12 protein-coding genes are annotated in these 12,424 nt (G+C 69.3%); 4 read left to right on the top strand and 8 right to left on the bottom strand.

The features are described from left to right. Positions 1-124 precede the first annotated feature (124 nt). The 3 genes from ABEA42_RS05805 to ABEA42_RS05795 form a co-directional block, all read right to left on the bottom strand. On the bottom strand, positions 125-958 hold the full coding sequence (locus tag ABEA42_RS05805) for a hypothetical protein (RefSeq protein WP_345501779.1): 834 nt from the start codon (positions 956-958) through the stop codon (positions 125-127). Next, positions 951-1,499 carry a SigE family RNA polymerase sigma factor gene (locus ABEA42_RS05800; protein ID WP_345501777.1) on the bottom strand — a complete coding sequence of 183 codons (549 nt, stop codon included), beginning with the start codon at positions 1,497-1,499 and terminating at the stop codon, positions 951-953. Before ABEA42_RS05800 ends, ABEA42_RS05805 begins: the two co-directional genes overlap by 8 nt. 410 nt (positions 1,500-1,909) lie before the next feature. Continuing rightward, complete coding sequence (locus ABEA42_RS05795) at positions 1,910-2,260, bottom strand: hypothetical protein (RefSeq protein ID WP_345501775.1); 351 nt, start codon at positions 2,258-2,260, stop codon at positions 1,910-1,912. A 421-nt stretch (positions 2,261-2,681) separates the two neighbouring features. On the opposite strand from ABEA42_RS05795, the gene ABEA42_RS05790 reads away from it, so the two are divergent. Together ABEA42_RS05790 and ABEA42_RS05785 are read left to right on the top strand one after the other, a co-directional pair. Continuing rightward, entirely contained in the window at positions 2,682-3,317 is a 636-nt protein-coding gene (locus ABEA42_RS05790) for a LamG-like jellyroll fold domain-containing protein (RefSeq protein WP_345501774.1), read from the top strand. Positions 3,318-3,719: 402 nt separating this feature from the next. Next, positions 3,720-4,679 carry a proline iminopeptidase-family hydrolase gene (locus ABEA42_RS05785; RefSeq protein WP_345501772.1) on the top strand — a complete coding sequence of 320 codons (960 nt, stop codon included), beginning with the start codon at positions 3,720-3,722 and terminating at the stop codon, positions 4,677-4,679. A gap of 1,408 nt (positions 4,680-6,087) precedes the next feature. Here ABEA42_RS05785 and glnA read toward each other — a convergent pair. Beyond that, positions 6,088-7,512: a type I glutamate--ammonia ligase gene (gene glnA, locus ABEA42_RS05780; protein WP_345501771.1), complete on the bottom strand. Its 1,425-nt coding sequence runs from the start codon at positions 7,510-7,512 to the stop codon at positions 6,088-6,090. Positions 7,513-7,682: 170 nt separating this feature from the next. Here glnA and ABEA42_RS05775 point away from each other — a divergent pair, with 170 nt between their 5' ends. Next, positions 7,683-8,159, top strand: coding sequence for an RDD family protein (locus tag ABEA42_RS05775; protein ID WP_345501770.1), 477 nt, complete (start codon positions 7,683-7,685; stop codon positions 8,157-8,159). Here the strand turns inward: ABEA42_RS05775 and ABEA42_RS05770 are convergent. Both ABEA42_RS05770 and ABEA42_RS05765 read right to left on the bottom strand, forming a co-directional pair. Further along, entirely contained in the window at positions 8,143-8,748 is a 606-nt protein-coding gene (locus ABEA42_RS05770; RefSeq protein ID WP_345501769.1) for a PadR family transcriptional regulator, read from the bottom strand. The two genes, ABEA42_RS05775 and ABEA42_RS05770, sit on opposite strands and share 17 nt — an antisense overlap. Then, on the bottom strand, positions 8,745-9,566 hold the full coding sequence (locus tag ABEA42_RS05765) for a DUF4097 family beta strand repeat-containing protein (protein ID WP_345501767.1): 822 nt from the start codon (positions 9,564-9,566) through the stop codon (positions 8,745-8,747). The genes ABEA42_RS05770 and ABEA42_RS05765 overlap by 4 nt, the downstream gene beginning before the upstream one ends. A gap of 104 nt (positions 9,567-9,670) precedes the next feature. Here ABEA42_RS05765 and ABEA42_RS05760 point away from each other — a divergent pair, with 104 nt between their 5' ends. Then, positions 9,671-10,531 (top strand): ATP-grasp domain-containing protein, encoded by an 861-nt coding sequence (locus ABEA42_RS05760; RefSeq protein WP_345501766.1) that lies wholly within the window; start codon positions 9,671-9,673, stop codon positions 10,529-10,531. Between the two features lie 2 nt (positions 10,532-10,533). Here the strand turns inward: ABEA42_RS05760 and ABEA42_RS05755 are convergent, their stop codons facing one another. Then, the gene (locus tag ABEA42_RS05755; RefSeq protein WP_345501764.1) at positions 10,534-11,268 is read right to left on the bottom strand and encodes a DUF4191 domain-containing protein; all 735 of its coding nucleotides are present in this window, start codon (positions 11,266-11,268) and stop codon (positions 10,534-10,536) included. A 19-nt stretch (positions 11,269-11,287) separates the two neighbouring features. Then, entirely contained in the window at positions 11,288-12,325 is a 1,038-nt protein-coding gene (gene lipA / locus ABEA42_RS05750) for a lipoyl synthase (RefSeq protein ID WP_345501762.1), read from the bottom strand. Positions 12,326-12,424 lie beyond the last annotated feature (99 nt).

The following is a 12,424-nucleotide window of genomic DNA, read 5'->3' as shown; positions in this document are numbered from 1 at the left end:
GGCGCGCAGCCCCCGCCCGCGGATGGCGCGGCTGTGCTGGTGGTTTGATGTGCGGCGCATGGCCGCCTCCTCGAGGCGCAGCGGTGTTCAGGAAGTGGTGCATTGAGTCCCGCGCCGGGATGGTTCAGGGCAGCGGGACGCCGTTGCTCGCAATGGGGGTGTTGGCCGTGGTGGACAGGTCTTGGTCGAAGGCGGCCCACCCGGCGGGCGGTGCGGAGGTGGTGCGCACAGCGAGGGCGGCGTCGGCGTTGCTGAGCACGAGGGGGTAGTTCTGTCCCAGCCCGATGGTCTGCGGCTCGATCCGCACGAGCAGGGGTGTGCCTGGCCGCATCGTTTGTGGGATGCCAGGCAAGGTGCTGTCGCCCATGGCCATGGGACAGAGCTCTCCGCCGTTGACCCGGGGGACGGCCAGCCCGACCATCGATACGGAGTGGTCGTACCGGTCACAGAAACCCACAGGCACCTTCCAGTAGGCAAAGACGGTGACGGGCGCGGCGATGTCGACCGCGGTCGTGGAGGTATTGGTGAGGGTGTAGTAGCCGCTCAGCGCAGGGCCGGTGACGTCCCGCTTGTTGGCATCGCGGGGGTCGGGGCTGGTGCTGGGAGATGCGGAGATGACCGTGCGCAGGTCCAGGGTGAAGGTCTTGCCGGCGGGGTCGGCGACCGAGGCGGTCTTAGACCAGGCAGGGCCTGCGGGCAAGGTGGGGGTCCTCACGACGGGAGGGCGTGGTTGGGCTGGAGAGAGCGTGCGGTCCCGCCCCGCCACTGACGCGACCACACCGCCCAGCCCGACGACTGCGACCAGGGCAGCCGCGATGGCGGCGACGCGGCCTCGCCTGGCACGCGTGGCGTACCTGCGGGCGCCAGTAACCAGCTCGTCGGGAGGCGTGAGGCTGGTCGACGGTGGGGGGGTGGTGTCCTGCAACAACTCACGCAGCCGGGTCTCGAGCTCAGACATCGCGCACCTCCTCCACGCGCAGGGCCGGGCTGTTGCGCAGGGCGGCCAGCGCCCTACTGCTTTGGCTCTTGACCGTTCCGACCGTGCATCCCAGGGCTTCGGCGGTCTGGGCCTCGCTCAGGTCGTAGAAGTAGCGCAGCACGACCACGGCGCGTTGCCCCCGTGGCAGCGGTGCCAGCGCCGCTAGCAGGTCGCGTCGCCGCTCGGTGGTCTCGGCTTCTGGGGTGCCGCTTGCCGAGGCGGGCCGCTCGGGCAAGGACGCGGTGGGGTACTCGGCCGTCCAGCGCCGTCGCCACCAGGCGATGTACGTGGTCATCATGACCTTGCGGACGTAGGCGTCGTACGAACCACCTTCGGAGACGGCGATGTGTGACCAGTGCGGCCACGTCTTGCCCAACGCGGTCTGGACCAGGTCCTCGGCGCGCTGGTGGTCACCGGTCAGCAGCCAGGCGGTGTGCAGCAACGAGGCCCCCCGGGTGGCCACGTACTCCTCGAAGGTCGGTCCGAGCTTTGCTTCGGTCACCGCCGTCACCTCGTTCACCCCCTCCTCCTTCTCACACGATGGAAGGAGCGGGTGGACCCGTCAATCGGTTGTCATCGTCAGACGGCGCCCGAGCCGCGTGCTCGCCGCTGAGGTCCGTCGTGGTGCGGTTGCCGTCCGCGACGAACAGGGGTGCGATCGCGCAAAGCCCCTGACGCGACCGCACCCCCTACCCCCAACTGACGACGATTCCCGCCGCCAGGACGGAGAGGTGTGCCCGGCGCCCCGGCCGCGGCCTTACATGCGGGTGTTCGGGGTGCTCCGGGCGGGCAACCCGGGGGCATTCGACGGGCGACCAGCCTCAGGCTGTGCCACAGGTGGGGTGAGCTCGGAGCAAGGCGTCGCACATACCGCAGCGGGTGTGTTCGAGCTGATGTGCCCGGGCGGCTGAGACCAGCGTGATGCGCGCGTCAAGGGGTGCAGCTGGTGACCTCGGGCAGGGTCAGGGGAGCTGCCGCTCCCGCGCCGCCGAGGTTCCCCTCTCCGGTGTCGCAGCGCACGATCTGGGTGCCGATCCGTGCGATGGTCAGACTGGAAACGACCGGACGGGGAGCGGACGCCGGGTGACTCGAGCCGGTGTCGATGCCGGCGTTCGGGCGGGCTGAGGCGCAGCCCAGGGCCACGGCGGCCAGACAGGCCGCGCTGGTCCTCACGAGCCGGCCCCGGGCCGGCGCCGTCGCGGGTTGAGGCCGCAGGGAGCCATAGCGGTCGGCTTCACCGAGGACGACTGCATGCTCGTCATCGCCGGTCTCGACGGACACCTCCGGACCTGGAACCTCCGCCCCGAAGCCTGGATCCGGCTGCCTGCACCGTCGCGGGCCGCGACGTCACCGCCCAGGAGTGGTCCACGGTCCTGCCACAGCGCGTTCCCCAGCACGTCTGCTCTCACCATTCCTGACTCCGCGGAGGCACGGCGACAGAACGGTTCCTGGGGTCGCGGCTGTTGAACACCTCGGCTCACCCTTTGGATGGAAGTGCGCCGCGGCGTCTGGGTGCACTCTGTAAGGGGTCTGCGAGCGTGGCTCATGGCCCATTGGCCTGGTCTCGGCATCACGCCGCGCGCACCGGACCGGAGCCGGCAGATCGGCATGCAGTGAAGGCGGAGGGAGGTCGGTCCCCGTGATGACGTATCGAGGACTGAGGTGCAAGGAGGTCGGCAGGACGGGGCGCGGCGTCGCTGTGGTGATCGCGGCCATCGTGGCGATCGCGGGAACTGGGGCAGCCGCGGCATCGGCGGCAACGACCTACCGTTGTCCCCTGACCATGGGTGTGGTGTGTGACGTGCCGTTGTCGGGCGGCGTGCATGGCGACGTACTGATCGGCGACGGCTATGGCTTCAACCTTCGTGGCAACGGCGCTGCAGGCTATGTCCAGGTCGACAACTCGGGAACCATTCCGATGGGGAAGTTTCCCATCAGCTTCTCCGTGGAGGTGAAGGGAGTGGGCATTCCTTCCTCGTCGGTGGGTGACTATGACGTGGTCCGTGGCACGCCAGCAGGCAACTGGAAGATCGAGGTCGTTGCCAAGAACAACCGCACCACGGCCCGGGCCGCCTGCTTCTTCAAAGGGGCGAGCGGCAAAGCGACGGCGGCCGGCGGCCCTGACCTGAACACCCGGCAGGGCCAGTGGACCACCATCACCTGCACCGACACCGGGTCGGCGGTCGAACTCCGCGTGGACGGGGTCCTGGCCAAACGAGTCGCAGTGAGCACGGGGATGATCCCGAACCCAGGGCCGATGCTTGTCGGCGCCAAAGACACATCGGGCGGCGACCAGTTCAGCGGCTACGCCAGAAACGTACAGATCGACATCCCCTAGTTCTGATGCCAGCCAATCTGGTCGACTCTGAGTGACGACACGGTGTGACTCAGTTCGACCTGGACGTGTCTCGCCTGGGGGCGTGAGGCAGTCTGTGGTTGAGGAACGTGGCAAGTGCGGCAGCCTGGCTGGCAGACTGACCGGCGTGGGCAGCCCTGTGCGGGTGGTGAAGGCAGCCGAACCGGAGACCGCCCCCGGCTGGATCTCCGGACGGCGTCACCACAGACGTGCCTCCAGGCCGCTCGTCATCTGGGACGCGCTGACTTCGGGGTCTTGGCATGCGGTGGACACCCGGCGGCAGTCCACAACGCGGCGTCGCCGGAGCGACCCGGACAGCGCGCCGTCAATCTCGCTGACCGCTCGCTCCCGGGGTGGCGTCCACGTCTCCGATGGCGAGGGATGATGACCGACCTGGCCCGCTACCTGGACAACACCGGCCGGCCGGACAGGATCTCCGGCGGCGAGCGGATGATCCCGGTCAGGACTCCAAAGGGCGACTTCCGGGTGTGGACGAAGCGGGTCGGCAACAACCCGGGGCTGAAAGTGCTGCTGCTGCACGGGGGGCCGGGCGCGACCCACGAGTACCTCATCCCATTCGACGGCTTCCTACCGCAGGAGGGCTTCGAGTACTTCTACTACGACCAGCTCGGCTCCCACTACAGCGACCAGCCTGAAGACCCGGAGCTGTGGGAGGTTGACCGGTTCGTCGACGAGGTCGAGCAGGTGAGGTCGGCGCTGGGGCTCGACCGTCACGACTTCGTGCTCTACGGCCAATCGTGGGGAGGCGTGCTTGCGCTGGAGTACGCGCTCGCCCACCAAGAGCACCTCAAGGGCCTGGTCGTCTCGAACATGATGGCCAGCGTCCCCGCCTACAACGCGTATGCCGAGGACGTCTTGATGCCCCAGATGGACCAGGACGCTCTGGCCCAGATCAAGCGGATGGAAGCCGAGGGTCGCACCGATGATCCGAGCTACGAGGCGCTGTTGCTCGAGCACTACTACACGTTCCATGTGTGCCGGCTGCCGGTGGAGCAGTGGCCCGCGCCGGTGACACGGAGCTTCGCCCACATCAACCCGGCGATCTACGTGCCGCTCCAGGGTCCCAGTGAGCTCGGCGCCAGCGGCAAGCTGATGCACTGGGACAGGGAATCCGTCCTGCCGGACATCGACGTGCCCACGCTGGTGATGGGCGCCGAACACGACACCATGGACCCCGCCCACCTGCGCTGGATGGCCGAACAGCTGCCTCAGGGTCGGTACCACCACTGCCCCAACGGCAGCCACCTGGCCTTGGTGGACGATGCTGAGACCTACTTCGCCGGGCTGGTCGGGTTCCTGCGCGAGCTCGAAGGCCAGTCGTAGCGCATAGTCCGACCGCGAGCTACCGCGTGCCGCAGGCGAACCTGGTCAGCATCAAGCTTCGACGCCTCGGCAGCCGATGCAGGGGACCTTGCCCCGGCCTCAGCCGACGACGCCGCGGCCAAACCCCCGATCGGACGCGGCCACGATCAGGCGCTCAGCTCGGCGAGCTGCGCCAGACCCTTGACGATCTGCTCGGCTACCCCGGCGCCGACGGCCGCCACCATGGCCGTCAGCGCTCTGTCGTTGAGGCTGCTCACGGTCGGAACTGGAGAGGCGGATTCATCGCGGACAGCCTCGATCGCTGACCTCACAACTGGGCTGCCATCCTCGTCCAGGACCCCGAGGATCTCACTCGCCTTCGCCAGGACGTGAATGCGTGAGTTGGCTGCGACGGGCTGGGTGGCAATCACCACGCTGTGCGGAGGCTCGGCTTCCCTGCCCAAGTTCGACCCGCTCGTGACCGACACCCCTCCGTCTTGCTCGGCGGCCGTGGTCCCGCGCGCCGCTCGGACGAACTCGTGAGGGGTCCTGGAGTCCTCAGCAGCTTCCCGACCACGCGGCGCGGTGCGTGGGCGTTGCACGTGATGCGGTGACGCCTTGCTGGAGGTGACCAGCTGCGAGTAGACCAGTGCGTAAGCGGCGCGTCGAATCTCCTCGGTGAATGGGACCCCAGCCGATGTCGCAGCATCGTGACCTACGAACTCAGCCACTTCATCAGGCTCCGCATCCGAGGCCAACCACCACAGCAATCGATGCGGAGGTCGCTGCGGCCAACGGTGAAAGCGTGGCGTCGGATGCCGTTCAGCGGCTGATCACTCTGGGGCTGGTCCAGGATGAGCGGACCACGACTGGCGTCACGTTGTCGCTACAAGGCCGCCGCGTGGGGACCGCCATCAGGAGGTCCCGGTTGACGGGCCCTTTTCGCCGCGCGGCCGTCCAGCGGGCAGAGGACACTTGCCCCGTTGTGGTGAAATCCACGTAATGCGGATTCGGTAGCTGCTTCTGGACGTACCGAACTCGTCTCCGGTGTGTGTCCGACTGCGGGGTTACGGCGCCGCAGTCGGCGGCGCCGTAGTCGAGGTCAGGGTCGAAGCGGAGTCCGTCGAGGACTGGTCAGGCACCCGCTTGTGCCAAGTCTGTGCGAATCGCCAACGCCCAACGGCTTCGGGCAAGGCGGTCCCGGTGTCGCCAAGGAGGCGCAGGGACCTCGGTCGCCGGCGGCGAGAAACCATGCGAGAACCGCCAGGTGGGCTGGAGGACGGGCGCGAACTTTGGCGGGGTGGTTGACGGGAGTGGCCCACAGATCGGGCGAGTGCCAGTAACAGTGCGAACGCGGACCCGCGAGGGGGTCCGCGTTCGCGAATGTTCTTGCAACAGAACGAGCTTCGTCGCTCTGAGTGTTCAGGGTCTAGATGTCGAAGTACATCTCGAACTCGTGCGGGTGCGGGCGGAAGCGGATCGGGTCGACCTCGTTCTTGCGCTTCCACTCGATCCAGGTCTCGATGAGGTCCTGGGTGAACACGTCACCCTCGAGCAGGAACTCGTGGTCGGCCTCGAGGGCGTCGAGCACCTCAGGGAGCGAGCCGGGCACCTGCGCGATGGCGTCGTGCTCCTCCGGTGGCAGCTCGTAGAGGTCCTTGTCCACCGGCTCCGGGGGCTCGATGCGGTTCTTGATGCCGTCGAGGCCGGCCATCAGCATCGCGGAGAACGCGAGGTAGGGGTTGGCCGACGGGTCCGGCACGCGGAACTCGATGCGCTTGGCCTTGGGGTTGTCACCCGTGATCGGGATGCGCACGCAGGCGGAGCGGTTGCGCGCGGAGTACACGAGGTTGACCGGCGCCTCGTAGCCCGGGACCAGGCGGTGGTAGGAGTTCACCGTCGGGTTGGTGAAGGCGAGCACCGCGGGGGCGTGCTTGAGCAGGCCGCCGATGTACCAGCGCGCGATGTCGGACAGGCCGCCGTAGCCGCGCTCGTCGTAGAAGAGCGGCTCGCCGTCCTTCCAGAGCGACTGGTGGGAGTGCATGCCGGAGCCGTTGTCACCGAAGATGGGCTTGGGCATGAAGGTGACGGTCTTGCCGCCCTCCCAGGCCACGTTCTTGATGATGTACTTGAACTTCAGGACGTCGTCAGCAGCCTGCTTCAGCGTGTTGAAGCGGTAGTTGATCTCCTGCTGGCCGGCGGTGCCGACCTCGTGGTGGGCGCGCTCGACCGACAGGCCGGCCTCCTCGAGGGCAAGGGTCATCTCGTCGCGCATGTCGGCGAAGTGGTCCACCGGCGGGACGGGGAAGTAGCCGCCCTTGTAGCGCGTCTTGTAGCCCTTGTTGCCACCCTCCTCCTCGCGGCCGGTGTTCCACGCGGCCTCGACGGAGTCGATGAAGTAGTAGCTGGCGTTCTGCTTGGTCTCGAAGCGCACGTCGTCGAAGACGTAGAACTCGGCCTCGGCGCCGAAGTAGGCGGTGTCCGCGATGCCGGTCGACTTGAGGTAGGCCTCGGCCTTCGCGGCGATGTTGCGCGGGTCGCGCGAGTACTCCTCACCGGTGAACGGGTCCACGATGGAGAAGTTCAGGATGAGCGTCTTCTCCTTGCGGAACGGGTCGAGGTAGGCGCTCGTGGGGTCCGGGACCAGCTTCATGTCGGACTCGTGGATGGCCTGGAAGCCGCGGATCGAGGACCCGTCGAACATCTGGCCTTCCTTGAAGAAGTCCGCGTCCAGGCTCTTGGCGGGCACGTTGAAGTGCTGCATCACGCCCGGCAGGTCGCAGAAGCGCACGTCGACGAACTTGACGTCCTCGTCCTTGATGAACTTCAGGACCTCGTCAGCGTTGCTGAACAAATTGGGGCCTCCTGTTGGTGGGACGGCGGGATCCGCCCGTGAGATGACGGCTGACTGAACTGCTGTCGACGTCGACCCTAACGGGTGCAGGTTGCCCGGCCATGACCCCGATGTTTCGCCAGTGTTACACCCCCTGCGCCTGCGTGCGGTGGGGCGCCTAGGCTGGTCGCGTGGTCGACCGCAGGGACATCGGGTCCTGGCTCGAAGGGCCGGGTTCGCGCTCAGGCGCCTCCTCGGCGTACCCGGGGGAGCGGCTCGGTATGCCGCGCGACGGTGCGGGCTCGATGGGCCGGTTCGGGCGGCGCCTGGTCGGCGTCGTGCTCGACTGGAGCGCCTGCCAGCTGATCGCCTTCGCGTTCTTCGGTGTCCCGCTGCCGTTCGCCGGCGTGGCGACCGGCCGCGACACCGCGGTGCTGCTGGCGATCTTCGCGCTCGAGAACCTGCTCCTCGTCGGCACCCTGGGGTCCACCCTCGGGCACCGGGTCGTGGGGCTGCGCGTGCAGGCCACCGACGGGCGGCTGCCCCGACCGTTCCAGTCGCTCGTGCGGACGGTGCTGCTGTGCCTGTTCCTCCCCGCGATGTTCTGGGACAAGGACGGGCGCGGCCTGCACGACAAGGCTGCCGGCACCGTCATCGTCCGGACCTGACCACCACCTCCCGGATGCGCGTCGACGCCTCGGTGAGGATGTCGAGGATCTCGCGGGTCTGCTCGCTGGTCAGCCCGTGGCGCCGCCACGCGTCGCGCGCCTCCTGGCGCAGCTGCTGGGCGGCCTGCTCCAGCTCGCCCATCGCCCTGCTGTCACGGTGGCCGGACCAGCCGTCGTGGCCGCCGGCGGGGGTTGCGGTACGGCGCGCCTCCTGGGCCGCGGCGCGCAGCTCGGCACGCAGGTCGCTGGTCTGCCCGCGAACGCGGGAACGCACCTGTTCGGCGAGCTCGCGCACCGACAGGTCGAGGTCGGACTGCAGGCTCGACAGGTCGTCGGCGCGCGCCCGCACCTCGGCCCGGCCGGCGTCGGTGATGCTGTAGACGGCCTTGCGCCCCTCGTCGCTGCGCTCGACCAGACCCTCCTCCTCGAGCTTGGCCAGCCGCGGGTAGACCGTGCCCGCACTGGGGGAGTAGAGGCCGTTGAAGCGCTGCTCGAGGTCCTGGATGACCTCGTAGCCGTGGCGCGGCCCGTCGTTGAGCAGTGACAGCAGGTAGAGGCGCAGCTGGCCGTGCGCGAAGACCGGGCTCATGCGGGGCTCCCCGCGGCTGCGAGCACCACCACGTTGCCGGACACGGCGCTCGCCTTGAGGCGCAGGCTCCCGGCGCCGGCCGCGAGGCGACCGTTGGCGGGACGGGAGAGCTTGTCGAAGGTGCGCCCGTCGATGACGACCTGTCCCGTTGCCAGGCTGGCCTTGACGTCGTACCCGTCGTGCGGGGCCCGCACCGTCACGTCCCCCGAGACCGAGCTGGAGGCGATCGTCGTGGTGGCGTTGACGAGGTCGAGCGTCACGTCGCCGCTGACCGTCTTGATGCTCACCTCCGGCACGTCGCTGCGCTGGGCGGTCACCGAGCCGGAGACGGTGTTGACCTTGAGCGGCCCGTGGAGCGCGCCGCACTCGATGTCGCCGCTGACGGTGTTGATGTCCACCGGACCGGCGATGTCGTCCAGGGTCATCGACCCCGACACCGTGTTGGCCTTCGCGCCGCGCCGCAGCCCCGCCAGCAGCGCGGTCGCGCTGACCGTGCTGACGGACGTCTGCACGTCCTCGGACACCGAGATGCTCAGGGCCACCCGGTTGTGCTCGAGCCCGTCGAAGGCCTGGCGCACCTTGTCGAGGATGCTCGAGCCGTCGACGCCGTGGGTGATCCGCAGCTTGCTGCCGTCCCAGACGATCTTGAGCGGCATGCCCTGGACGTCCGCGACCTCGACGCGGGCGGTGGGCGAGTCGTCGTGCGTCACGACGTCGACCCGGCCGCCGACGACGGCGACGCTGAGGGCGCGCACCTGCTCGCCGTCACCGCCGATGTCGAGGACCCTGGGTGAGTCGATGGTCCATTCCTGGCTCATGGGAGCTCCTCTCGATTTCGCGTTGTATCGCGTCTTGCGAGACACGTTATATCGCGTTGCTTGCCCTGACAAGCCCTCGGGAGCATCTCCGGCAGACTGTCCGGGTGAGCAGCCACCGCATCGCCCTGTGCACCTGGTCCGACCCCGCGTACGTGGACCCCGAGCCGCCCCTGGTCGCCGAGCGGCTGGTCGCCCGGGGCTACCGCGCCGACGTCGTGGTGTGGCACGAGGACGTGGACTGGAGCGCCTACGACCTCGTGGTGATCCGCTCGACGTGGGACTACTTCGAGCGGCTGGAGGAGTTCCTCGCCTGGGTCGACCGGGTCGACGTCGAGAGCCGCATCGTCAACCCACCCGCGGTCGTGCGCTGGAACGTCCACAAGGGCTACCTCGCCGAGCTCGGGGCGGCCGGGGTCGCCGTGCTGCCGATGCTCGTGGTGCCGCGGGGCGCCGTCGACGTCGCCGAACGGATCGCCGCCACCGGGTGGGAGGAGGTGGTCGTCAAGCCGGCCGTCGACGGGGGAGCGCGCAAGACCGCCCGCGGGGCCGCGACGTCACCCGCCCTGGTCGACCACGCGCGGCAGGTCGTCGAGCACGGCGACGTGGTGGTGCAGCCCTACGCCCCGGGCATCGAGGACGGGGAGGTGTCGCTGTTCGTCTTCGACGGCGAGGTCTCGCACGCCGTCCGCAAGGTGCCCGCGCAGGGGGACTACCGGGTCCAGGCGCACCACGGGGGCGCCGAGCACCCGCACACCGCGAGCGAGGCGGAGCTCGCCACCGGCCGCGCGGCGCTCGCCCTCGCCCCTGCGGGCGTCGTCTACGCGCGGGTGGACCTGGTGGAGCACGAGGGGGTGCCGACGGTCATGGAGCTCGAGCTGGTCGAGCCCGACCTGTTCCTGCGGATGGACCCCGACGCCCTCGACCGGTACGTCGACCTCGTGGAGGCGCAACTGCGCCCCGCCTGACCTCAGCGGCCGCGCATCGCCTTGCGGTCGACGCGGGCCCGCGTCGGGTCGGTGCCGGCAGGGATCGGGGGTCGCATGCCGCCCAGGGACTTGAGGCGCTTGTTGACCGCCGACACCTCCTCCTTGGTGAGGACCGGCTTCATGCGGGTCATCTTGCTGCTGAGCTTGCGCACTGGCACCTGGTCCTCGCCGTCGCCGACGGAGATGGCGGTCACCGGCACGCCGGGCGCGACGCGCTCGACCTTGCGGCGCTCCTGCACGATGAGCTTCTTGCGCCGGGCGTCGGGGCCCTCGGCGACCAGGACCACACCCGGGCGGCCGATGGCCCGGTAGACGAAGGCGGCCCCGACCATGTCCTCGGGACGCGTGCCGCGGGCGCCGTCGATCGCGACCGGCTCCTGGGTGAAGAACCAGCCACGGCGAAGTGCACCAAGGGCTGCACCGGCGGCGCCGGGCTGGCCCTCGAGGCTGCGGTACGCCGCGCGCTCGGCCTTGCGGCTCAGCACCAGCGTCGCGGCGAGCAGGCCGACGGGGATGCTGAGGACCAGCGCGTACTTCCAGTGGCCGAGCAGCAGGCCGATGACGGTGCCGACCACGACGACCGCGACGAAGGCGAAGAGCATCCACCAGGGGATGGTCGGGTCGGCCGTGCGGGCCGCGCTGTAGACCTGTCGGACCTGGGCGAACCGTCCCTGCTTGGCAGGGGTGTCCGACTGCTGCTTCTCCTTGCGGGCCATGCGGGTCAGGATACGGGGCTCAGGCAGGGGTGCCCAACGCGGCCGGTCGGCGCGCGGCCACGAGCGACGCGGCCTCCTGCCGGGCCGGGTCGCCCGCGGCGTCGGCGAGGTGCTGCAGGTGCTCCGGGATCTCGCGACCCCACTTCTTCATGGCCGTCGCCCACAGGCGCCCGGCGCGGTAGGACGACCGCACGAGGGGGCCGGCCATGACTCCCTTGAAGCCCATCTCCTCGGCCACCTGGCTCCAGTGCACGAACTCCTCGGGCTTGACCCAGCGGTCGATCGGGTGGTGCAGCTTGGAGGGGCGCAGGTACTGCGTGATGGTGAGGATGTCGCAGCCGGCGTCGTGCAGGTCGCGGATCGCCTGCTCGACCTCGTGGTCCTCCTCGCCCATCCCGAGGATGAGGTTGGACTTGGTGACGAGCTCGGCCTCGCGGGCCATCGACAGCACCTTGAGCGACTTGTCGTAGGTGAAGGCGGGCCGGATCTGCTTGAAGATGCGCGGCACGGTCTCGAGGTTGTGGGCGAAGACCTCGGGGCGGGCCTCGAAGAGCTGGCCGACGAGCTCGGGCTTGGCACCGAAGTCGGGGGGCAGGATCTCGACGCCGGTGTTGGGGTTCTTCTCGTGGATCTGGCGGATCGTCTCGGCGTAGAGCCAGGCGGCGCCGTCCGGCTGGTCGTCACGGGCCACACCCGTGACGGTCGAGTAGCGCAGGCCCATCTGGGCGACGGACTCGGCCACGCGGCGCGGCTCGTCGCGGTCCAGCGCCTCGGGACGGCCGGTGGCGATGTCGCAGAAGTCGCAGCGGCGGGTGCAGACGTCACCACCGATGAGGAACGTCGCCTCGCGGTCCTCCCAGCACTCGAAGATGTTGGGGCAGCCGGCCTCCTGGCAGACCGTGTGCAGGCCCTCGGTCTTCACCATCGAGTGCAGCTTGGTGTACTCGGGGCCCATCTTCGCGGTGGTCCGGATCCACTCCGGCTTGCGCTCGATCGGGGTCTGGGCGTTGCGCGCCTCGACGCGCAGCATGCGCCTGCCCTCGGGTGCCACGGTCACAAAGACTCCCTCGCTGTGCCTTCGGTGCGCCTCCGGCGGCCGGTATGCCGCGGGGCACGGGTGCGCCCGGACGGTCACCGGGCGTCCTCCAAGACTACG

Source organism: Pedococcus ginsenosidimutans (assembly GCF_039544395.1).
Taxonomy (GTDB): Bacteria; Actinomycetota; Actinomycetes; order Actinomycetales; family Dermatophilaceae; genus Pedococcus; species Pedococcus ginsenosidimutans.
The sequence above is the reverse complement of the archived record's forward strand: the minus strand, read 5'-3'. Positions and strand labels throughout refer to the sequence as shown.